The organism is Rhodococcus sp. 1168 (assembly GCF_002091955.1).
Classification (GTDB): Bacteria; Actinomycetota; Actinomycetes; order Mycobacteriales; family Mycobacteriaceae; genus Rhodococcoides.
The window spans coordinates 175,375-197,438 of record NZ_MKKY01000055.1; the positions used below are offsets into that span (position 1 = coordinate 175,375).

16 protein-coding genes and 1 pseudogene are annotated in these 22,064 nt (G+C 61.6%); 7 read left to right on the forward strand and 10 right to left on the reverse strand.

All coding sequences use genetic code 11. The annotated features are described in order from the left end of the window. Positions 1 to 2: 2 nt before the first annotated feature. Entirely contained in the window at positions 3 to 743 is a 741-nt protein-coding gene (locus BJI47_RS10760; protein ID WP_088943715.1) for an excalibur calcium-binding domain-containing protein, read from the reverse strand. A 155-nt stretch (positions 744 to 898) separates the two neighbouring features. Further along, on the reverse strand, positions 899 to 2,008 hold the full coding sequence (locus BJI47_RS10765) for a hypothetical protein (RefSeq protein WP_254900512.1): 1,110 nt from the start codon (positions 2,006 to 2,008) through the stop codon (positions 899 to 901). Positions 2,009 to 2,186: 178 nt separating this feature from the next. On the opposite strand from BJI47_RS10765, the pseudogene BJI47_RS10770 reads away from it, so the two are divergent. The 3 genes and pseudogenes from BJI47_RS10770 to gdhA form a co-directional block, all read left to right on the forward strand. Further along, positions 2,187 to 2,813 (forward strand): annotated as a pseudogene (locus BJI47_RS10770) (carbonic anhydrase); the annotation flags it as partial. Between the two features lie 406 nt (positions 2,814 to 3,219). After that, positions 3,220 to 3,591 carry a MarR family winged helix-turn-helix transcriptional regulator gene (locus BJI47_RS10775; protein WP_254900513.1) on the forward strand — a complete coding sequence of 124 codons (372 nt, stop codon included), beginning with the start codon at positions 3,220 to 3,222 and terminating at the stop codon, positions 3,589 to 3,591. Between the two features lie 168 nt (positions 3,592 to 3,759). Next, positions 3,760 to 5,103 (forward strand): NADP-specific glutamate dehydrogenase, encoded by a 1,344-nt coding sequence (gdhA, locus tag BJI47_RS10780; protein WP_088943718.1) that lies wholly within the window; start codon positions 3,760 to 3,762, stop codon positions 5,101 to 5,103. Between the two features lie 124 nt (positions 5,104 to 5,227). On the opposite strand, the gene BJI47_RS10785 is transcribed toward gdhA, so the two are convergent. The 5 genes from BJI47_RS10785 to BJI47_RS10805 all read right to left on the reverse strand — a co-directional run bounded on the left by BJI47_RS10785 (position 5,228) and on the right by BJI47_RS10805 (position 8,972). Further along, complete coding sequence (locus BJI47_RS10785; protein ID WP_176224798.1) at positions 5,228 to 5,737, reverse strand: GreA/GreB family elongation factor; 510 nt, start codon at positions 5,735 to 5,737, stop codon at positions 5,228 to 5,230. A 513-nt stretch (positions 5,738 to 6,250) separates the two neighbouring features. Further along, on the reverse strand, positions 6,251 to 6,850 hold the full coding sequence (locus BJI47_RS10790) for a hypothetical protein (protein WP_088943720.1): 600 nt from the start codon (positions 6,848 to 6,850) through the stop codon (positions 6,251 to 6,253). A 91-nt stretch (positions 6,851 to 6,941) separates the two neighbouring features. Then, on the reverse strand, positions 6,942 to 7,238 hold the full coding sequence (locus BJI47_RS10795) for a hypothetical protein (RefSeq protein ID WP_125458710.1): 297 nt from the start codon (positions 7,236 to 7,238) through the stop codon (positions 6,942 to 6,944). A 402-nt stretch (positions 7,239 to 7,640) separates the two neighbouring features. Then, complete coding sequence (locus tag BJI47_RS10800; RefSeq protein ID WP_088943722.1) at positions 7,641 to 8,162, reverse strand: FAD-dependent monooxygenase; 522 nt, start codon at positions 8,160 to 8,162, stop codon at positions 7,641 to 7,643. An 18-nt stretch (positions 8,163 to 8,180) separates the two neighbouring features. Further along, positions 8,181 to 8,972 carry a hypothetical protein gene (locus BJI47_RS10805; protein ID WP_254900514.1) on the reverse strand — a complete coding sequence of 264 codons (792 nt, stop codon included), beginning with the start codon at positions 8,970 to 8,972 and terminating at the stop codon, positions 8,181 to 8,183. 260 nt (positions 8,973 to 9,232) lie between these two features. Between BJI47_RS10805 and recC the strand changes: the two genes are divergently transcribed. Genes recC through recD form a run of 3 tightly spaced genes read left to right on the forward strand, consistent with a single transcriptional unit; the run spans position 9,233 to position 17,645 of the window. After that, positions 9,233 to 12,517: an exodeoxyribonuclease V subunit gamma gene (gene recC / locus BJI47_RS10815; RefSeq protein WP_088943776.1), complete on the forward strand. Its 3,285-nt coding sequence runs from the start codon at positions 9,233 to 9,235 to the stop codon at positions 12,515 to 12,517. Continuing rightward, positions 12,514 to 15,783: a UvrD-helicase domain-containing protein gene (locus BJI47_RS10820; protein ID WP_088943724.1), complete on the forward strand. Its 3,270-nt coding sequence runs from the start codon at positions 12,514 to 12,516 to the stop codon at positions 15,781 to 15,783. The genes recC and BJI47_RS10820 overlap by 4 nt, the downstream gene beginning before the upstream one ends. Further along, on the forward strand, positions 15,780 to 17,645 hold the full coding sequence (recD, locus tag BJI47_RS10825) for an exodeoxyribonuclease V subunit alpha (RefSeq protein WP_088943725.1): 1,866 nt from the start codon (positions 15,780 to 15,782) through the stop codon (positions 17,643 to 17,645). The genes BJI47_RS10820 and recD overlap by 4 nt, the downstream gene beginning before the upstream one ends. Before the next feature lie 9 nt (positions 17,646 to 17,654). Here the strand turns inward: recD and BJI47_RS10830 are convergent, their stop codons facing one another. Beyond that, positions 17,655 to 19,046 (reverse strand): sulfite reductase subunit alpha, encoded by a 1,392-nt coding sequence (locus BJI47_RS10830; RefSeq protein WP_254900515.1) that lies wholly within the window; start codon positions 19,044 to 19,046, stop codon positions 17,655 to 17,657. Further along, positions 19,036 to 20,502 carry a DUF2079 domain-containing protein gene (locus BJI47_RS10835; protein WP_254900516.1) on the reverse strand — a complete coding sequence of 489 codons (1,467 nt, stop codon included), beginning with the start codon at positions 20,500 to 20,502 and terminating at the stop codon, positions 19,036 to 19,038. Before BJI47_RS10835 ends, BJI47_RS10830 begins: the two co-directional genes overlap by 11 nt. Positions 20,503 to 20,714: 212 nt before the next feature. Here BJI47_RS10835 and BJI47_RS10840 point away from each other — a divergent pair, with 212 nt between their 5' ends. After that, positions 20,715 to 20,942, forward strand: a complete 228-nt coding sequence (locus BJI47_RS10840; protein ID WP_088943727.1) for a DUF2510 domain-containing protein — start codon at positions 20,715 to 20,717, stop codon at positions 20,940 to 20,942. A 14-nt stretch (positions 20,943 to 20,956) separates the two neighbouring features. Here the strand turns inward: BJI47_RS10840 and BJI47_RS10845 are convergent, their stop codons facing one another. Beyond that, on the reverse strand, positions 20,957 to 21,958 hold the full coding sequence (locus BJI47_RS10845) for a GTP pyrophosphokinase family protein (protein ID WP_088943728.1): 1,002 nt from the start codon (positions 21,956 to 21,958) through the stop codon (positions 20,957 to 20,959). Positions 21,959 to 22,064 lie beyond the last annotated feature (106 nt).

A 22,064-nucleotide genomic window follows, 5' to 3' on the forward strand; every position in this document is an offset into this window, starting at 1 on the left:
CTTTAGGTTTCGCAAGCCACGCCGTCTCCGTCGCGATCGAGCTTCGAGCTGTATCCCGGCTCGCCGGCATAGATCGGTGCCGCTCCTGCTGCCCGGACTGCGGTGCAATTCGCGTAGCTGACAGCGGAAGGGGCATCGGGTACCGCGACCAAGGGCGCGGGCGGAACGAAGACCGGCTCCGGCTCGGCAACGTACACAGGTGCCGGAGCCTGGACGTACTGCGTTGTCGTCGGCACCGGAGGTCGAGCGTAGATAGTTTCCGGCACTGGCGGAACGACAGTGCTTGGTGCAATCGTTGTGATCGGACTAATCGTGGTCGGACTGGTCGTGGTCGAGCGAAGAGCGCTCGTGGTCCTGGGGCTAGGCGTCGAGGTTGTCACCTGGGCCACCGCTGGGGCAGGAAAGGCCTGTGAGCTGCCCACCTCATCCGACGCGGGCGGCGGGGTAATGATCGAGAAAGCTACCAATGCGGGTAGTGCCGCAACGGCCGGGGTTGCCCATGGAACCCGACCACGTGAGGGCTTTCCGAAAACGTAGAGCGCACCGGCGGCAGTGATGCACGCGCCCGCAACGAGGCCGGCAAACGAGATGTCGACAAGTGAGGCGAACAGAAACAGAACGCCGATGGCAACAGATATCCAGGCCACGATCTTGCCCAGCACTGGGCGGGGACGTTCTGGACGGTCAGCACCGGGAAATACATAAGGCTCGAAGCTGTGGGGCTCCGAATTGGGTTCGGTCATCGTGCGGTCCTCGGATCGGACTAGAGGGGCAGGCTACGAGAACTTGTCCGCGAACGGGGCACTCGCCGGAAAGCTGGTGCCGCAGATACTGCATCCGCGGTGGCTGCTCGTACGAAGACCTTGTCGGATGTACGACCCTCTTTGTTACCTGCTGATCAGGACGCTTCCATCGGTTCGTGCTCACCGAAGGGCTCCGCGAGGCGAATGCCTTGTAGAACTGCAGGTCGCAGCGCAGTCGGTACCGCGAGAGCATCTTCGGCGGTAACGAGAATTCCCTGGTCTTGGAGGGAACGGACGCGATAGTCGATCAGCTGTGCTGTACGCAGATCCTCGCCCTCGAGTCCCTCGTAGTCTTCTTCGGCATTGTCGATGGGGAGGTCATCCGTCATTGCCGCGAGGAGCGTCTGAATTGCGAATGTGTTGGACAGTGCCATCGATACGTCGTCCTCGACGGAGGTGAGCTGATGACGGATGTGGTGTGTCAGCACCTCTCGAAGCGTGTCGACCGAGCGCGATCCGAAGGCGACCACATTCTTGCCCGGCACCACGTTGCTGCCATCGACCTCGAGTACCTCCGAGGCGATGGTTGCCGCCCAGTAATCCAATTCGGTGAGGTCCGCGGCTTGATGGTGTGCCGCATCGTCCGCGTTCGTCAGTGCAGCCGACAAGTCGGGAATGTCGGCGAGGGCGATCGAGGAACCGACGCGTGCCACGAGAGCATCGACACCTGAGATCAGGGGCAGTATCGCCAGCACTGCAGACTCCTCCTCTGCGGTGACCTCGGGCAGTTCGATGTCATCGGGTTCGAGCACGTCGGGATCGTTGTACACGAAGTCGTTGAGGTCTTCCATGCAGTGCGCGAAGTCGTCCTCCGAACCCGTCCAGGCGTCGGTCCCGTCGAGGAACGCCAGGAACTCGAGTACGGAGAGGACGATGTTGAGCGCGGCAGCATGCCCGTGGTCGGGGTCGGAACCCTCTACCCGTTCGGCCGCATCGACTAGGTAGTGCGCGTCGCTCGGCGTCCAGGCGGTGACGGAGAAGGCTGGGTTGGCCTTGGCCATCTGAGTGAGGGTGGTGCCGGTGAGTCCTGCTACTCGTTCGGCGTGTTCGGCCATCTCTCCTTGCTCGAGCCAGGTGGCGAAATCGTCGAGCAGATCAGTGGGGATCGATGCGGGCTGAGTGCCCGCAGAGTTCTGCCGTTTCTGCCGAGCCTTGGTTTTTGCTGCTCGCTTCTGGCCTCGGCTTGCCGGCCCTTTGGATCCCATGGCCCATAGCCTAACGGGCCTCACTGCGGTCGGGTCGGACCAGTTGCCCTCGAGCCGCGCGTATCAACTATATCGTGTCACGATATAGTTGCAGCGGAGGTCTTGCCGGGCTCGTATGTCTCGAGACCTCCACTCGGACCGTCTCGGCGACTATGGCCGACACCAGGAAGGGGCTCCGATGGACCCGATCAGTGCACTGTCTCCGACTCCAGCACGGGCGTGGAGTGAACTTCGCGCCGGAAACGAGCGCTTCGTCTCAGGCGAATGCCGGCATCCCCGCCAAGGAATCGACGACCGAACTCGGTTGGTCGACGTCCAGCGCCCGAAGGCGGTGGTGTTCGGGTGCTCTGATTCACGTGTGGCGGCAGAGATCATATTCGACCAGGGCCTTGGAGACCTGTTCGTCGTCAGAACCGCCGGGCACGTCGTCGACGCATCGGTATTGGGTTCGATCGAGTACGCGGTCGACATTCTCGATGTGCCACTCATCGCCGTCCTCGGCCACGACAGTTGTGGCGGCGTCAAAGCGAGCGTCGACGCTGTGGACGGTGTCGCGATGCCGGGCGGCTACATCCGCGACATCGTCGAGCGTGTCACGCCGAGTATTCTCGCCGGACGCCGAACAGGACTCAGTCGAATCGACGAATTCGAGGCGCGCCATGTCGAGGAGACCGTGCAGCTGATCACCGATCGAAGCAGGCTCATTGCCGACCGAATAGAGCGCGGTGCACTGGCGGTCGTCGGGTTGACCTACCGTCTCGAGATGGGGCGGGTCGTACTACATAGCTCGCTCGGTGACGTGGGCGGTGACGTCGAGGGTGACGTCATTGCGACGTTGACTCGTTGGACCGACTGCGGCGGCACATGGCGGCTGGTATCGCGCACCGCCACGAAGGCAACGGTGGCATTGTGCAGCTGCGACGGACGCGAAGAGATGCAACGCCTCGACAGTGACGATCCCGTGACGATTGCTTGGATCGAGAACAACGGCGAGGGCGTTGCCTAGCGCTCGCTCATGTCGCAGGCGGTGAACGGCGAGTCGCGGTCTCGCCGTTCTCGCACTGCGCCGATGAAACTCATCGAACAGGGAGGTTGCCGCTGTGTCTTCCGGCGAATCACAGGAACCGGTGCCGTTGACAAAACGGGAATTCGAATCGTTGGCGCGCTTCAGATTTGGAGTTCGTCGTTACCTTCGCTTCAGTGAGGAGACCGTGCGGTCCCATGGACTTACTCCGCAGCAATACCAGCTGATGCTGGCACTGAAGGGTTTTCCGGGGCGTGAGTGGGCTGCGATGCGGGAGTTGGCAGAGCGACTGCAGTTGCGTCACCACAGTGTGGTCGAACTGGTCGATCGCGCGCAGAAGCAAGGCTTGGTTCGTCGGGCAGCTGATCCGTCCGATGCCCGGACGGTCAGAGTCGAGCTCACCAGCGACGGTGAAATGACACTCGTCCGACTGAGCGCGATGCACCGCGATGAACTCCAGAGGCTGGGGCCGACAATCGAATTGCCGATCTTCGACGACCCGTCGGTCGGATACCGAACCGAACAACCTGCGCAAGGGTCCGGGAAGAGTCCCAAATGATACCTGACCTGCGTATGTATCGGATCGAGGGGTTGGGTCGTGATACTCGAGCATCATACTGCCGTAAGCTCCGGTGCGCAGTCGTTGTCGAAACCGCGACTGCCTACGGCACCATCGCATAGTTGCTGCCGTGATGACGTCGAATTGCGAAACAGGTAGGTGAATACGGTGTCTGCGCGTGAACAGGTGGCAGCGATCTATGAACAAGTTCTTCAGCGCAACGCCGGTGAACCTGAATTTCATCAGGCTGCTGCAGAGGTATTCGAATCGTTGCGTGTTGTCCTCGAACGCTATCCCCATTACGCGGACAGTGGACTCGTCGAGCGCTTGTGTGAACCGGAACGGCAGATCATCTTCCGAGTTCCTTGGGTAGACGATACGGGTGCGGTGCAGGTCAACCGAGGTTTTCGCGTTCAGTACAACAGCGTGCTCGGACCGTACAAGGGCGGTCTTCGGCTCCACCCCAGCGTGAATCTGGGGATTGTGAAATTCCTAGGTTTCGAACAGATCTTCAAGAACGCGTTGTCCGGTCTGCCGATCGGCGGTGGCAAAGGCGGATCGGACTTCGACCCGAAGGGTCGTTCCGACGCAGAAGTCATGCGATTCTGCCAGTCGTTCATGACCGAACTTCATCGTCACATCGGCGAATACACAGACGTTCCGGCCGGTGATATCGGTGTCGGCGGTCGAGAGATCGGCTACCTGTTCGGGCAGTACAAGCGGTTGACCAACTCGTACGAATCCGGAGTGTTGACCGGAAAAGGTTTGAACTGGGGTGGCTCTCAGGTTCGCAAGGAGGCAACCGGTTACGGCGCAGCATATTTCGTCGCCGAGATGCTCAAAACTGTCAAGTCTTCGCTGGACGGCAAAACCGTAGTGGTCTCCGGATCCGGCAACGTCGCGATCTACGCAATCGAAAAAATTCATCAGCTCGGTGGCGTCGTCGTCGCCTGCTCCGACTCCTCGGGTTACATTGTCGATCCCAAGGGCATCGACCTCGAGCTGTTGAAGGACATCAAAGAGTCGCGTCGGGCCCGCATCTGCGAGTACGTCGAGACCGCCACACATGCAACCTTCACTTCCGGTGGTTCGATCTGGGATGTCGCGTGCGATGTCGCGATACCGGCGGCAACTCAGAACGAACTCGACGAGGACGCGGCCGTCACGCTCATCAAAGGCGGCGTTGTCGTAGTCGCCGAAGGCGCCAACATGCCGACGACACCGGAAGCGGTGCAGGTGTTCCGCGACGCGGGCGTTGCCTTCGCCCCAGGTAAGGCTGCCAACGCAGGCGGAGTCGCGACATCGGCTCTCGAGATGCAGCAGAACGCATCTCGAGACTCCTGGAGCTTCGAATACACCGATGACCGCCTGGCTCGTATCATGACCGGAATCCATGGCCGCGTAGTCGAGACAGCCGAGGACTACGGGATGCCAGGGGACTATGTACACGGGGCGAACATTGCCGGATTCGTCAAAGTCGCTGATGCCATGATCGCACTCGGAGTGATCTGAGCTACCCCTGAAATTGCCCCGTGCAGTGACCTGCACGGGGCAATCCGATCGGAGACTCGACGTCATTGGCGATTCTTCGATCAGGCCTGGGGCGTTTGTGCGTAGGGATTGCGTGCGGCGCAGACTATTCGGCTGTCCGAGACTCCAGCAGTCGTCGTTCGAGACCCGCGGCAATCGAGACAACGGTAACGGTGCTTTCGGCGCCTGTGGGCAGGACGTAGGTGCGCTCGTCTCCCGCGCGGCACCCCATCAGTGCCCTGCCGAGCGGTGACAACGGTGAACACGTCGCTATTTCGTCCGCGGAGTTCCCGGTGGCCGCGGTCAAGACGAATGTTTCGACGTCGTCGCGGTCGTGATCGAACATCACGGTGACGAGCGAGAACGGTTGCACGGTGCCATCGTCGGTCACCGCAGCGGCAGCGGTCACCAACTCCTGGATCTCCGCGATGCGACGGTCGATACTCGACAATTCCTCGCGAGAGCGGTGGTAAGGATCGTTGTTCTCCAGATCGCCCATGTTGCGGAACTCGATCACATCGGCGGCGACTTCTGCACGCCGGATGTGCAAGGCGGACAGCTCGCTGGCCTCTTCTGATGCGGCACCTGCGGGCACGATAAGTTCAGTGGTCGTCATGGAGTTTCTCCTTGCACTAAAACTCGGCGGTGGTCCCATTCCGAGGTCGTGGAAATACAGGTATCGACGCGGCGAGCAGTGCTCGACACGTCAGATGGGTAATAAAAAACTGCGGTACCGATTCGGTGCTGCTTTTCGGTGATAAAAAGTCGACTGCCGACCAGCTGGATTACTGGATGCTGCTACAGGCCGCTGTTCTTTTACCAGGAAAAGTGAATCGGAAGCTGGATCAATGGTGGTGTTGAAACACCTGCACTGCGGCTGTCGGTACAACGTATTTTTTCCATGCGTCGACGAATGCAGGTGGAACAGTCTAGTGTCCTGGCGGCGCGGTGCATAAACAACCGCGTAGCTCTACAACAGTAGGAATCACAGCGTTCACACCTTCTTTCGCATCGCGTGTCTACCCTGACTGTAGCTTGAAAAAAATAAAACTCCAGTCACGGCCGTTTCAGCATCGAGACGAACGGGCGGTGAGGCCACCCTTTCCGTGCAGGGACACACCCGTGTTCACTATGGAATAGGTGCAGTCTCGTGGCGACACCACCGTGCGATGGCCTCCATTGCCACGCGCAACGATGAAGTAGTGCCGACGACGAGGTACGACGTGGATACGACCGGCGTTCCGTCAACCTCGATTTCGTACTTCAACCGCTGTGCCAGTCGCCTCGCGTTGTGGACCTCCAACCCAGCTCGGTAGACGGCTCGTGCATCGCACAAGACGAGGAGTCGGCATGTGCTGTACTCCGACGAAGCATCGACAGCTGCTGCGGCGAGTCTGTTGTTCTCTTCGGACTTCGCGGCGCGGTCGCGCCAGCGGGAGAGTATCCCGTTTCTTGTCGGCACTACCTCGGTGGTGACAATGATGGTTTCTGTCGGCATCGAGCTGCCGGGTTCACCTTGCGGCGCTGACAGCGTGGCAGGGGTGTCGCCACCGATCGGGTCAGAATTACGAAACGCCACCTCGACGCCCTGATCGACAAGCCCGCTGCGAAGGTCTTGGTGAAGCGGGATGGGCCGTCCGATGACAAGTGCATTGGTCGTGGTTCCCGCTCGCGAACTATCCGTTCGGCGATCGAACAGCGGTGGTGTCGGTATCTCGACGAGAGTCATATCGACCTCTTTGTTGCTGTGGTGAATTTGTGGGTACCGCGGAGAGTCGAGACAACGACACTAACGGCGCATCTGGGACACGCACAGCGCCTCAGGAGGACGAACGGGCCAGCTCCAGAGTTTTGTAGCGGCTGATGATCGTCTGGCGTGTGGCACGGTCGGTATCGGTCGCCAGCGTCAGTATCCAAGGGGCGGATTCGCTGAAGTTGTCGGCGCTGGAGCGCTGCAGATCGGCTGTGACATCTCTCGAGATCGCCTCGAGTTTGTCACTGGTCAGGCGACCTGTCGGGTCGGAAAAGCCGTACCCGATCTCCCACACTTGCGGAGGAGTAAACAACCCGGAGACATTGAGTCGGTCCCATTGCCGTGCCAGAAGAGGCGACGTCACCTCTTCGACGGTCCGTTCTCGCTGCACGCGGAACGGACATGCCGCATCTATAGCGATTTCCCCCTGGTCGAGAAATTGTCGAAGTCGTTCGGGTGAGGCGCATACCCGAAAATTAAATTCCATCATGACCGCTTTCACGGTAGACTCACTCCTTCGGTCCATTCAGTTCTATAAACTGTAGCCCAAAAGAAAATAAAAGCCAGTCGTGTGCATGCATGCTTGAATGCACACGAAAGTTTCTATGACGCAGCCGATGTGAGTCGAACTGATACGGCCACCAGTGGATTTGTTACTGGGTGTCGAAAGGCGCAGTCGACCGCTGAATTGTTCTTCTTCGAGTGCTTTTCACGACGATCTCGACTGACCCGATGTCCCTTGGCTCGATTTCCATGTGGGAGGGCTCTATAGTGCGAACGTCTTCTTCAGGTTCTCGATCACGCCATCGAGCCCACGATGGCCGAGGTACCCGTCGGGGCGGATGACGAACGCCGTCGGACCGGTGACACCGTATGCGCTGCGAACTTCGTTCGCAGTATCGACAACGACCGGCAGCACAGAGGTCACGTAGCTCGCCACAAGCAGATAAACGTCGAGAAGTCCGTGCGCGGCGTCGACGGCTCTAGCGCCAAGCTCCATTCGCCGAGGACTACATGCCCGCACCCGAACTGCATCACATTCAGGCCGTTCGCCGATGACGTACCGAACGCGGTCGATCGAGGAATCGGACGTGGTGGCAGTTACTCCGTCGGCGTCCTGCTCGACCGACACGATGCCGACTCCGCGCTCGACACTGGTTCCGAGCTCGGCAAGTCGCTCCGCGAGGATCCGCTCTGTCTCGTACTGGGGGAGCATCGCGAAGCTGTAAGGCACATCGGCGGGCAATGCCAAGTCGATTCGGCCGACCTGCTCGCCGGTGGTGTACACCGGAGGCTTTGTTCGTTGCTACATAGGGGGTAAGAGGCCAAGCGAAATCAAATCGTCCAGCAACTGTCGTATGTTGCCGGTGTCGAACGAGAGGAAAGCGCGTTCGGTCTCGATCGCGGCAACGTGCTGGGCCAGCACCTCGGGGTCACGCAACGCGAGGATGGTAGCCAGATCCGAGGCCTTGGCGCCGCTGTGCGCAGCCTGCGCGGCCAGTAGGACGTTGAGGTAGCCGTGCTGTTCGAACCCTGTGTCAGCGTTGGTATTTCGAATCGCGTGGTCAAGTCCCGCGACAGCCTTGAAGGAGATTTCACGTCGCGCAGCCTCGTGGATGGCAGCGGCCAGTTCCTGCTCGCCAGGATATGCGTCCGCGGTGACGCCGCCGGTACGGAACGTGGCGTGGTAGCCACGCTCGTCCACGGCGTCGAACACCTCGGCTCGATGTTGTCCGCGCGGGATCTCGACGTAGACGTCGATGGCCGGGTCGACGGCACCCAGTGCGGTGATGTCGGTCCCGTTCGGCAGTGCGACTTCGATCGTGGCGACGGTCAGGTTCGACTTCGCATACATCCGATCGAGCGCGGCCTCGACTGTGGCGGGACCACCCGACGCGATCAGCGATATCGATATTGGTTCGGTCACATAGATGAGGTCGTCGAGACGGGGAATAGGAATCATCAACGGACCGACGAGGTCCGAGAATGCTGCGTCCCTGTACGAAAGATGCTGCTGGACAGCGGTCTCGAGCGGAGTGTCACCGGGCTGGAGGAGGGCCGCGTCGTCGCACAGTCCTCGGAACAATCTCGGAAACACTTATCTCACCCGACTGCCGTTGTCGGGTGCGGTGATGCACAACGTCGAGTCGCGTTCAGTCGATCGGTCGGGTTCCGCGGAATCGGTCACCGTCCAACTGTAGCGACCGCAGCGCAGTGGTCCACATATTCAGGTGGTCGGGCCATTCATCGGCTCGGTGCCGTGAAGCTCGATGTCGAAACCGAAGTATGTCGGTCTGCTCGAGTAGGGTCGAGTGACCGTCCGTGCAGTGAGCGATCGCAGAAGGAGACATTTCAGTGGTGCTGAGGCTTTATCGCGCCACCCGTGGGGATTCGCTCGCAACGGCACTGGCTGAGGTGATGTCCAGCCCTCTGGCCGATCCCTTTGCAGCCGAAGTGATTTCGGTCCCTGCGAAGGGCGTCGAGCGCTGGCTGACTCAGCGTCTGTCTATGTCGCTGGGTGGGGCATCGGGTGACGGTATCGGCGCCAATATCGAGTTTCCTTCGCCGACCCGCCTCGTCGAGGACGCGCGATCGGCGGCCCTCGGACGCGATCGCGACCTGGAACCATGGTCACGCGGACGCGTCCTGTGGGCGACGCTCGACGTCATCGACGGCTCGCTGACCGAACCGTGGTGCGCGGTGCTCGCCAAGCACCTCGGTAACGGAACGGACGAGCACCGGGCCGGACGTAGATGGTCCACAGCAGCCCACCTGTCCGAGCTCTTTCGGACCTACACCGCGGACCGTCCGTCGATGCTCGTCGACTGGTCGGCGGGCGTCGACAGTGACGGCTTCGGCGGCGCTTTGGCCGAGGACCTGCGCTGGCAAGCCGAACTGTGGCGTGCGGTTCGCGCCCGTATCGGACACGCGAGTCCTGCCGAACTTCTCGACGATGTGTGTGCAGCCATCCGTGCCGACCGATCGATACTCGGCCTCCCTGAACGGGTGTCGATATTCGGTGCCACGAGACTGACAACCGATCAATTGCAGGTGATAGCCGCGATCGCCGAACATCGCGACGTGCATGTGTGGCTGCCGCATCCCAGCGATCGAATGTGGACGCAGCGCGTCGACCAGCAACGCGTCAACAGGCGATCCGATGACCGATCGGCAGTGACGATAGAACACCCACTGCTCGCCAGCCTTGCCCGAGACGTGCGTGAACTGCAGATGCGACTCCTCGGGCTCGGTGGCGACCTCGTCGATGCGGTCGAACCCGGTGCCGGCGTTCCCGACACGTTGCTGGGCCGAGTGCAGGACGACATCGCGAACAACCGAGCCCCAACCAGGACAGCCGAACCGGACGGCACTATCGCCGTCCACGCGTGTCACGGTGCTCCACGCCAAGTCGAGGTCTTACGAGAGACCCTGCTGCACCTGTTCGACGATGATCCGACGCTCGAACCCCGCGACGTGCTGGTCATGTGCCCCGACGTCGAGACATATGCGCCGCTGATCAGAGCGACTTTCGGACAGGGCGGGCTGGCACATCCCGGTCACACCCTTCGCGTCCGGCTGGCCGACCGGGGGCTGCGGCAGACCAATCCGCTTCTCGCCGTGATCGCGACATTGCTCGACCTTGCGGTGGGACGAGTGACTGCCAGTCAGCTTCTCGACCTCGTCGCTGCCGACCCGGTCCGCCTTCGGTTCGGCTTCTCCGATGACGATGTGGAACGCCTCCGTGAATGGACACAGGTATCGGGTGCTCGGTGGGGGATCAACTCCCGTCAACGCGAGAGCTTCGGCCTCGGCGGCTTTCGGCAGAACACGTTCAACAGTGCCGTCGACCGTCTGCTGTTGGGCGTAGCCGCCGACGAAACCGCTCACGAGTGGCTCGATCTGGCACTGCCGGTCGACGACGTCGATGGCAACGACATCGACCTGACCGGTCGGTTCGCGGAGTTCATCGATCGCCTGGCGGTGACCTTGCGTGATCTACAAGGGCCACAGCGGACGGCAGAATGGTGCCACGCACTCGTTCGAGCACTCGATCTGCTCGCGGAGGTTGCTCCCTCCGACGCATGGCAACGCGCGCAAGCACTACGTGAACTCACCGAGGCCACCGAGCACGGCGAAAATTCGGTCATCCGGTTGGCCGACGTGCGGGCAATGCTCACGCGGGCTCTTGCCGGACGGCCTTCGCGAGCCAACTTTCGTACCGGCGAGCTGACGGTCTGCACCATGGTTCCGATGAGATCCGTTCCGCATCGGATCGTGGTGCTTCTCGGCCTCGACGACGAAGTGTTCCCACGAGCGGGCAGTGTCGATGGCGACAACGTTCTTTCTCGTGACCCGGCCCCCGGCGAGCGTGACGTCCGCAGTGAGGACCGTCAATTATTGCTCGACGCAGTGATGTCGGCAGGGGAGAAGCTGCTGTTGTTCTACACGGGTGCCGACCCGGTGTCCGGTTCGGTGAAGCCACCGGCAATTCCGCTCACCGAACTTCTCGACGTGGTCGCGGCAACTGCAGGAGCCGATGTGGTGACTCGACATCCCCTGCAACCCTTCGACTCCCGAAACTTCGATCGACGTGATCCGCTCAGCTACGACAAGGCCTCGCTCGACGGAGCGCGAGCGAGTCAACGCGAACCAGTCGCGCCGCCGCCCTTTCTCGCCTCCGCGCTCCCGGCGCGAGGTCTCAGCGACGTGGCTCTAGGCGACGTGGCTCTCAACGACCTTGTTGCTTTCCTCGAACATCCCATTGCCGCATTTCTGAAACAGCGATTGGGCATTCGCGTGCCGGAGATCGAAGACGATCTGTCCGATTCACTTACCGTCGAATTGGACGGACTGCAGAAGTGGGACATCGGTGATCGCATGCTCGCCGAGCGTCTTTCGGGCACCGAAGTCGCGGACTTCCGTGCTGCAGAGTGGCGGCGCGGAACCCTCCCGCCGTTTCATCTCGGCGAAAAGCAGTTGCAGGACATCACTCGCGCCGTGGACGCGCTGGTCGACGTTTCCCGAGAAGTTCATGCCGGTGACGCAAGCGCACTCGACATATCCATCGAACTGCGATCCGGTCGACGACTGAGCGGGACGGTCACCGGAATTCACGGAGACACCATTGCCAGGACGTCGTATTCGCGTCTTGCGCCGAAGCATCGTCTGGCGGCATGGGTTCGACTCCTCGTCGTTGCAGCACAGGATGATTCGCGACGGTGGCAGGCCGTCACGACGGGCCGCGGTCCGGGGAACCGAGCGGCGTGGCGATCGACGATCACGGCACCCGCGGACGCACTCGCGCAACTGGAACTGCTCGTGGCCCTACGGGACCTCGGTTTGACGTCACCGCTTCCGATCGCGCCGGGGGCTTCGTCGGTCTACGCAGAGCGGAGGTTTCGCGGTGCATCGGTCGACGACGCCATCGCGGCGGCCGAGAAGACCTGGTCCGACAAATTCGGTGATGCAAAAGACCGAAGTATCGCTTACTTGTACGGCGCCGGCGCCTCGTTGGAGGTATTGACGTCGACGCCGGTGCGATCCGAAGATCCTCATTGGGGTGAGGAATCGACGCTCTTCGGAGTTCTTGCGCGCCGATTGTGGTGTCCATTGCTCGACGCGGAAAAGGAGGGCCAGCCATGACCGACTTCGACCTCCTCGGTCCACTCCCCGAGGGAACCACTGTCCTCGAGGCCAGTGCAGGAACGGGCAAGACGTTCGCTATCGTCGGTCTCGCGACCCGGTACATCGCCGAGGGCCTGGCGGATGTCTCGCAGTTGCTGCTCGTCACCTTCAGTAGGGCCGCAACTCAGGAGTTGCGTGAAAGAACGCGCAATCGATTCGCCGAGGTCGCCGGCGGGCTGGGCAGTTCGTCGACAAGCAACGACTCCCTCGTCCGTCATCTGGCTGAGGGGACGGAAGAAGAAGTCGCCCTGCGTCGCACACGGTTGCTTCGTGCATTGTCCGAATTCGACTCGGGAACCATCGCGACGACCCACAGCTTCTGTCAGCGCATGCTCGACGGGTTGGGCATCACCGGAGAACGTGAACCGGAAGCGATTCTTGTCGAGGCAGTCGACGACCTGACGAGCGAGGTGGTCGACGATATCTACCTGCGGCGATACAGCCGTGCAGAGTTCGAACCGCCTATCGGGCCTACCGACGCTCGTCAAGTGGCCCGAGAAGCGGTTCGCGACAGACAAGCCCAACTGGTCCCGGAGCGTGATGAAGACACCGAAGCGGGCCATCGCGTCATTTTCGCGGAAGAGGCGCGTGCAGAAGTGCATCGTCGCAAGAAGCTAGCCGGGATACGAGATTTCGACGATCTACTGAGTTTGCTCCACCGTGTTCTCGTCGATCCCGAGCACGGTGACGCCGCGTGTGCGAGGGTGCGGGAACGATTTCGGGTAGTGCTCGTCGACGAGTTTCAGGACACCGACCCGCTGCAGTGGGACATTCTTCGTCGAGCATTCCACGGCAGGTCCACTCTGCTACTGGTGGGCGATCCCAAGCAGGCCATCTACGCGTTCCGCGGCGCTGAGGTACTCAGTTACCTCGATGCTGTCGGCCTCGCCGATCGACACCTCGAACTGACGAGAAACTGGCGAAGCGATTCCGGTCTGCTCGGTGCACTCGAAAATGTTTATGCTGGAGCAGCTCTCGGGCACGGCGACATCATCGCTCACCCCGTGGGCTCGACACACGACGTTTCTCGGATGTCCGGTGTACCGCCGCTGCGCCTTCGCTACCTCCCTCGGACAGGTGCAGGCCCGCTCAACAAAGCGGGGTTTCCAGCGGTCGGCATGCTTCGTGACCGTGTCGCCGATGACGTCGCGTCCGACATCGTCGAGCTCCTCCAGTCCGCGATCCCGCTTTCGCTGCCGCGGCGTGGAGATACTGTTACTCCGGGAGACATTGCGGTACTGGTGCGGACACGCTCACAGATCGCACTGGTGCGTCATGCGCTCGATCGAGTCGGCGTGCCCTCGGTACTGGCCGGCGGGTCCAGCGTGTTCGACACGCTCAGCGCAAGCCACTGGTTGTGGTTTCTGCAGGCGCTCGAACAGCCACACCGTGCCGATCGTGTTCGCCTCGCCGCACTCACTCCGCTGTTCGGATGGACCGCGGAGAAGCTGGACAGTGGAGGCGACGACGCCGTATCCGACGTCAGTGCTCGATTGCGGGACTATGCAGTGTTGTTCGCGTACGCAGGTTTTGCCGCCGTATTCGAAAAGCTCGCCTCCGAAACACGGTTGGAAGGCCGGCTACTCGCACTCCGAGCCGGTGAGCGACACCTCACCGATCTTCGGCACGTCGCCCAACTGCTCAATCGTGCTGCCGTCGAGGGCTCTTTCGGGCCGAGCGCACTGACCCGCTGGCTCACCGACAGGATCGACGATCCGACATCGGGCAGCATCGCCGACCGCAGCAGACGTCTCGACAGCGACGCAGCGGCGGTACAGATCGCCACCGTGCATGCGAGCAAGGGACTGGAATTTCCCGTCGTCTACATTCCGTATGCGTGGGATGCGTCGAAGAATCCTTATCCCAGCACGCTTCTACTGCACGACGAGAGCGGCAAACGTGTCCTCGATGTCGGAGGCCGTACCGGTCGCGGATACGCCGCTCGCAAACTGATTCGCGACAAGGAAGAAGCGGGCGAAGAACTTCGGCTGCTCTACGTCGCGCTCACCAGAGCTCAGTGTCAGGTCGTCCTATGGTGGGCGCCGGCATTCTCCACCGCAGCGTCGCCGTTGCATCGGCTCATCTTCGCCCGGGTGTCAGGAGTGGCCGAGCCCGAGGAGAAGGCCAAGGTACCCGAAGACGTTGCGGTGGAGGGCAGGCTCGAGTCCTGGGCCGGTCAAGCGGGTGGCCGGATTTCCATCGAGACAGTAGGCCTGCGCAGTGCAGTCCCAACGTGGAGCGCGGTGAAACATACGACCGAAGAGCTTGCGGCCGCGACGTTCACCCGTAGTCTCGACATGCTGTGGCGTCGCACTTCCTACTCCGCGTTGACCGCCGCAGCGCACGACGTGCCGGGGGTGTCGAGCGAACCCGAGCAACCAGAGAAGGACGACGAGCCAGCGGAAGCGCGGTCTATCGACGAAGTGCTGGAAGGGATTCCGTCTCCGATGAACGGTATGCCCGCGGGGGCCGACTTCGGCACACTTGTGCACGAGATCCTCGAACACGTCGATACCGCAGCGGTCGATCTCGACGCCGAAGTGCTTCTTCGATGCAACGAAGCGGTTGCCGAGAGGTCGGCCGAGATCGATCCGTCAGCACTTGCTGCGGCGTTGATGCCGGTCCTGCGAACTCCCCTCGGCTTCGGGACGCTCGCGGACATAGCTCCACGTGACCATCTGGCCGAACTCGACTTCGAGATGCCACTGAACGGAGGCGACGATCCCGGGACAACGAACGTGACTCTGCGGGGTATCTCGCGACTGCTCCGCACTTATCTGCCCGCGGACGACGCGCTTGCCTCATACGCGGACCAGCTCGAAGTTCTCGAATCGAAGCCGCTGCGTGGCTATCTCACCGGCAGCATCGACTCCGTCCTCCGAATACCTGGGCCCAAGTACGTCATCGTCGACTACAAGACGAACAGGCTCTCCCGCGGTGATCTGACCGTCCTGCATTTCACCAGAGAACGAATGGCTCAGGAGATGATGCGCTCGCACTATCCGCTGCAGGCGCTGCTGTATGCGGTGGCGCTGCATCGATATCTGCGGTGGCGCCAGCCCGGGTACGATCCCGAGGTCCACCTCGGTGGGGTGCAATACCACTTCGTACGCGGCATGGTCGGGCCCGAAACACCCTCGGGTTGTGGGGTGTTCGACTGGAATCCTCCTGCCGAACTGGTTACGTCCGTGTCCGATCTCCTGGCAGGATCAGCCGTATCATGACCGACGCACAACTGGTTCAACGAGCCACCGGTATCCTGCGCACATTCAATTCGGCGGGCGTCCTGGCGGCAGCAGACGTGCACGTCGCTCTGCGGTTGGGCGCGCTCGGCGGTGAGCCGTCGGAGCACGTATTGTTCGCGGCCGCCCTCGCGGTTCGAGCTGTCCGGTCCGGTTCGGTATGTCTGGACCTGAACCGGTTTCGCGAGGTCACCGTGGACGAGGAAGCGGATGTCGACCTCGATGCCCTCCCATGGCCGGAGCTGGCAGACATCACCTCCGCGCTCCGTGTGAGTCCGTTGGTGCGCGGCGGAGATCGCGGTCCACTGAAGCCTCTTCGCCTCGTCGCGACCGACGAGGGTGAGCTTCTATACCTCGATCGGTACTACCTGCAGGAGCGAACAATCCGCGAGGTTCTCGCCGGACGCGACGAGTCACGTCCAGTCGTCGACTCCGATCAGGTCATGACTCTGCTGGACACGCTCTTCGTGGACGAACATGGCGAGCCCACTGCCGCGCCCGATCGGCAACGCATCGCTGCTGCTCTCGCCGCCACGTCGTGGACAGCTGTGGTCGCGGGCGGACCGGGTACGGGCAAGACTCATACCGTCGCGCGTGTGCTGGCGATGTTCGTCCGCCAATACGGACCTTCGATCCGCATCGGGTTGGCAGCCCCCACCGGCAAAGCGGCTGCGCGACTACAGGAATCGGTGACCGAGCAATCGGAAAAGCTCGGTCTACCCGACACCCTCACCGCGATGACCCTGCATCGCCTGCTCGGTTGGCAACGTGGAAGCAAGAGTCGATTTCGCCACAATGCCTCGAACAAACTGCCCTTCGACGTCATTGTGATCGACGAGACGTCGATGGTGTCGCTGACAATGATGAGTCGGCTGCTCGAAGCCGTCAGATCGGATACCCGGTTGATACTTGTCGGCGATCCGGATCAATTGACCTCGGTCGATGCCGGAGCCGTGTTGGCGGATCTCGTGGCAAGACCTGTTCATGGTGAAGCCGACCCCGAAATGGATGCATTGATCGGCCGTGACGTGGACGCCGTCGACGATCCTTACGAGGCCGCGCTGTCGGGAGGGGAACGCGACCGACTTCGAAGTGGGGTCGTACGGCTGAGCCGAGGTAGGCGCTTCGGCGGCGCGATAGCAGAACTGGCAGTGGCAGTTCGAGACGGTAGGTCCGAAGAGGTGATGCGCCTGTTGAACGACGATCGCGAGGAGCTGTCCTTCCATGCGCCCGCTGACCTGTCAGCACTGCGGACCGACATCCTTCGGACTGCCGACGCTGTAACCACTGCGGCCAGGGCCGGTGACGCCACCGCCGCTCTGGGTGGGTTGGAAGCCCACCGGTTGCTGTGCGCGCACAGGCAGGGACCCTACGGAGTGCAGCGGTGGGCGCGGCAGGCAATGGAGTGGGTGGCGGAATCGTCCGGTGTCTACCTCGATCCGTCGCAGTGGTATCCCGGCCAACCGTTGCTGGTGACGGCGAACGATCACGAAGCGCGGATCTACAACGGCGATACCGGCGTGGTCATCGACACCGGTGACGGCGCGCTGATGGCCGCATTTCAGCGCGGATCGGAGCCGTTGTTGGTTCATCCGAATGTCTTGTCGTCGGTGCAGACGGTCTACGCGATGACCATCCACCGAAGCCAGGGGAGTCAGTACGACACCGTCTCGGTGATGTTGCCGGCCGAGGCGTCATCGCTGCTGACCCGGGAACTGTTGTACACCGCGATAACTCGCGCTCGTGTGCATGTTCGGATCATCGGGACCGAGGCCGCGGTACGCGCTGGCGTCGAGCGTCAGGTGCTACGAGCGAGTGGATTGCGCCGGACCCTACTGACCTGATTTCTCCAGTCAGTAGACGTCTCGCAGGTAGCGCTTGTCGCGCTTGAGCGTGGATATGTAGTCCTCGGCTTGATCCGAAGTAAGGCTGCCGTGTTCGGCGACGATGTCGTGCAAGGCTGCATCGACGTCCTTGGCCATTCGTGTCGCGTCGCCGCACACATACAGATGCGCCCCCTCCTCGATCCAGCTGAAGAGATCTTTGCCGCTTTCGCGCATCCGATGCTGGACGTAGATCTTGTCCGTCTGATCACGAGAAAACGCCAGATCGAGCCGGTTCAGAACACCGTCGCGCGCCAACCCTGTCAACTCGTCCTCGTACGTGTAGTCGCTACTTCGATGTTGGTCTCCGAAGAACAGCCAGTTCCGTCCCGATGCTCGGCGCGCCCGACGCTCGTGCAGAAATGCGCGGAACGGGGCGATACCTGTGCCGGGGCCGATCATCACGACCGGCACATCGTCGTCGGAGGGCAGCCGGAACGACTTGTTGGGGGAGAGGAAGACACCGGCACTCTCGCCCTCACCTACCCGATCCGCGAGGTAGGTCGAACAGACACCGCCGTGATTACGTTCCGAAGACCGATATCGCACGCTCGCAACGGTGACGTGCACTGTGCCCTCGTGCGCCAGCGGCGACGAGGCGATCGAATAGACGCGGTGCTGCAAGGGCCGCAACAACTCGAGGAGCTCGGACGGTTCCATGCCGAGTTTCGGATCGATCGAGAGAACGTCGAGGACGTCCTTGCCCCAGATCCACGCGTCGAGAGAGTCGCGATCACCGGTGGAGAGGATATGCCCCAGCTCGTCGTCTCCGGTTCGCTCGGCCACGGCCTCGATGAGATCCATCGACGGCACACCTATCTCGAACGAGTACGTGAGGAGCTCGTCGAGGCGCTGCTCGGAGCCCTTGAGAGTGACGGTAACGTCCGGGGAAAGACTGAGTCGACCGATCAGCGCATCGACAACCTCAGGATTGTTGATCGGCCGGACGCCGAGCCCGTCTCCTGGCTCGTACACGAGTCCGCTGTCGCCCAGAGCGAAGGCGTAATGACGGACTTCCTTCGACGAACCCGGGCCGGAAAGAACACGGTTTGTCAGCACGGTGGCCTGATAAGGGTTCTTGCGATTCCACGGGGTGCGTTTCGGTGTTGGTTTGATTGCGGCAGGTTTTGTCTTTGTCGACAGCGGTGCCGCATCCGGTTCCCCGCATTCGACGACGCAGTCCACACCGTCGACCGTGCCCGAATTCCCGAGTCCTTTCAGTGGTGCGTCGATGTCGCGACCCGCCTCCCGCTCCGTCGTAGCTGGTGTTCCCGATTCCTTGACGGCGAAGTATAGGCCGCCCAGTCCGGAGTTCGGCTCCGCTGGGAAAAGATTGTCGCAGAGTCGAGCATCATCCGACATCTGTGCTGAGAGGTGTTCGCTGGAGAACTTCGATGCCGTTCGCCTCGTAGAGAACCTCGTACCCGGAGGACAAAGCCACGTAGAGCGCCTTCGAGTCACCCTCTTCATCGGTCGGCCAGCCTGCTGGATCGGATCGGTTGACGACGATCCAATCCGGTGTCGTGGTGTCAGTCGGACGCTGGGGGAAGACCGAAACGTCATGGGTGGCGACGAACTGAGGAACCAGATTGTTCGAGGCCGCGATTCGCTCGTCGCGGGGGATCGAATCAGAGATGACGCGCGCTGCCGCCGTCTGCGGGTCGACACGCCAACCGTCCGCACTGGGCAGTCGAGCCAGCGGCAGAAAAGGCAAGGCCACCACAGCGAAAACAGCAACTGCGACTGCCATCACCCGGACGCCCCGCTCGATGAGTTGTCCATGACGTCGACTACGCACCACCGCGTCGATGAGCGCAGCGAAGACGATCACCATCAAGATGGCGTTGTAATGGAAGATCGGCTTCCAGAAGTTGGAATTGTCGCTCAGGAACCGCCAGGCGACGGTCGGTAGAGCTACCAGCAAGAGGGGGGATCGAATCGCGGCGAACCCTGATACTGCGAGCAGCAGGAATGCAGTTGCAGCCCGTGAATCTCCGTCGACGAGCCCGTGGGCGGTGTCGGCAATGTCAGACCCGAGCGGCGGCAACTTCGACCCCTGGCAGTAAGAGTCGTCCGCACTCATCAGCGGAATGATCCCTTCGACCGCGAGCAGCACCCATCCGAGACCCCACAGTGCAGTCAGAAATCCGTAAAGTCGGGTTCTCCCCGCAGGCCACAGTGCGACGAGAAGTCCGATAGCGGCGACGGTCAAGCCCATGTCTTCCTTCACGAAAACAAGGGGTAAGGCCCAGGCAAGCGCGGGGAAAAAGCGCCGCGTACCAAGGGAGACCAGCGACATCGCCAGCAACGGCATCGCGAAAGCGATCTCGTGGAAATCGAAATTCAGCGCCGCCTGCACACCCCAGGACAACTCGTACGCCGACGCGACGACGACACCGATGAGCGCGCCGAATTCTCGAACCGCCCAGCGAGCCAGCGGAATGCCAGCGGCCGCGGACAACAGGGCCTGGGCCACGAGCAGCGTCTCAGCGGAATGGAAAAGTCGGTAAATCGGCGCAAGAAGCGCAGTAATCGGAGAGAAGTGATCCCCGAGGGTGTTGTAACCGGTCCCAAGGAGATCCGACGCCGGTGCACGCCAATTCGCGTACGACGAAATCTGCTGAACGAAGATTCCCAGATCGAATCCGGACGTGCGGAGTTGGCGATGCCCCAGGACGGAAGCGTCGCGTACAGAGGTGCCAGGACGAGGAACGCCGCAACCGGGACAACTTTGTCTGCGCCCCACCCGGTTGCGCTCGATCGCCGGTACCTCGGCGACTACTGCCGTAGGCGTAGGAGATAAATCGGTGGCTGTCACAGGGAGAGAGGTCTACCCGACCCACATCGGACAAACCTGAGAAGACCAGGTGAAACAACTCGGCTGCTGAGGCAACGTGGTAACGGTGCACACACATGTTCCCCCTTCGGTGAAACATGTGTCAGTATCATCGCGGAAAGACTCCGGTCGGTGGGGCCGACAAACCGGGATGACGACAGTTCGACGAGTTCGCAGGGGCGGGGACCGAACACATGGATCTGTTTCAAATAGCCGTGATTGCATTCTTGGCAATTGGGTCGTGCGCCGTGCTCGCCGGGATCGGTGCCACCGTGGTCAGCAGCGAACGTCGCTCCCCGAGCCGTCGAAAAAAGACCGGAATTGCGCCCGGCTGGTACCCCGACGCGCAGGACGAGACGCTCCTTCGATACTTCGACGGACGGGAACCCACCAGACAGACCTCCCGACGCGAACAGTCCTGACACCGCGAACCTGCTCACTCCGCAGGCTCCGCTCCCGCCTTCCCGCGTCGGCGGCGCCTGGATCGACGCGACGGTGGCTGAGACGAAAGATGGTAGTACAGAGCATCTTCGGAATCCTCGACGACGACCTGAACGACATCCCCGACTTCGAGGAAGTCGTCGACATCGATCCGGTCCGTGGCTCCGATGACGGCCTTCACCGACCTAGCCGGGATGAGCCCGCGTCGACCGTCGGGGCCCACGGCCAATGCGTAGCGCGGACCGGTTCTGGTCACGCGCGCGCTGATGATCGCGGAATCCTTCGGCACCGGAGTCGGCTCGGCGGCAACATCTTTGGCGGCTGTGGTCTGTGAATCGAGTTGTGCTGCGAGATCGTCTGCCATGAGATCGACTTGCAACAGCAGATCGGCCATATGTCGAGCTTGATTCTCATGAGTCTTCGACGGCTTGAGTGCCTCTCCAGGCTTGTACATGTCCTCGTGGGTCAGCTCGCCCCAGGCGTCTTGCAGCCGGGTTTTCACCTGAACCTCCACCTTGACATCCATGTCGCCCTGGTGCGTTGCAACCCGAACGAGTAGCACCGCGTGGTACGCCCGATAACCGCTCGGTTTGGGAAACGCCACGTAATTCATCGGGTCCTTTGCGAAGCGCACCGAGCACTCGGGATCCCGACAAGCCAACTCCAACGCCTCGACAAACGCGTGCAGATCGCGGGGGCTTTTGCATAAAACCTTGATTCCGATGAGATCACCGAGGGCATCGACGACCTCATCCACCGTGCTGGGCTCGGTTATCCGGCCTTCGGCGATCTTGCGACGCAACTTGTCCGCGGCCCGGGCGGGGTCCTTGATTCGCGCAGACTGGGCATTGAGGCGATCACGATCGACATTGTCGAGAATCTCGTCGGCAATTGTTTCGAGAAAGTTCTGCGTGGTGACCAGCGCTGCTTGCCAAGCGCGACCACGCTGCAGATACACCTCCTCGACGAGGTCATCGATGCTCGTCGATGTTGTCATGGGAACTGCTTTCGATCGATGAACTTCGGCCTTGGTGCACCGAAGGCTAGCGCAGGGATGAGCGGCCTCCGACCTCTGCCGCGGTACGTCGTGCATCGGGTGTGAA

What these genes read in the sequence shown, in the direction of transcription:
- BJI47_RS10760 (WP_088943715.1), bottom strand. Translation starts at nt 743, where the DNA reads ATGACCGAACCCAATTCGGAGCCCCACAGCTTCGAGCCTTATGTATTT.
- BJI47_RS10765 (WP_254900512.1), bottom strand. Translation starts at nt 2,008, where the DNA reads ATGGGATCCAAAGGGCCGGCAAGCCGAGGCCAGAAGCGAGCAGCAAAA.
- BJI47_RS10785 (WP_176224798.1), bottom strand. Translation starts at nt 5,737, where the DNA reads ATGACGACCACTGAACTTATCGTGCCCGCAGGTGCCGCATCAGAAGAG.
- BJI47_RS10790 (WP_088943720.1), bottom strand. Translation starts at nt 6,850, where the DNA reads ATGACTCTCGTCGAGATACCGACACCACCGCTGTTCGATCGCCGAACG.
- BJI47_RS10820 (WP_088943724.1), top strand. Translation starts at nt 12,514, where the DNA reads ATGACCGACTTCGACCTCCTCGGTCCACTCCCCGAGGGAACCACTGTC.
- recD (WP_088943725.1), top strand. Translation starts at nt 15,780, where the DNA reads ATGACCGACGCACAACTGGTTCAACGAGCCACCGGTATCCTGCGCACA.
- BJI47_RS10830 (WP_254900515.1), bottom strand. Translation starts at nt 19,046, where the DNA reads ATGTCGGATGATGCTCGACTCTGCGACAATCTTTTCCCAGCGGAGCCG.
- BJI47_RS10840 (WP_088943727.1), top strand. Translation starts at nt 20,715, where the DNA reads ATGGATCTGTTTCAAATAGCCGTGATTGCATTCTTGGCAATTGGGTCG.
- BJI47_RS10845 (WP_088943728.1), bottom strand. Translation starts at nt 21,958, where the DNA reads ATGACAACATCGACGAGCATCGATGACCTCGTCGAGGAGGTGTATCTG.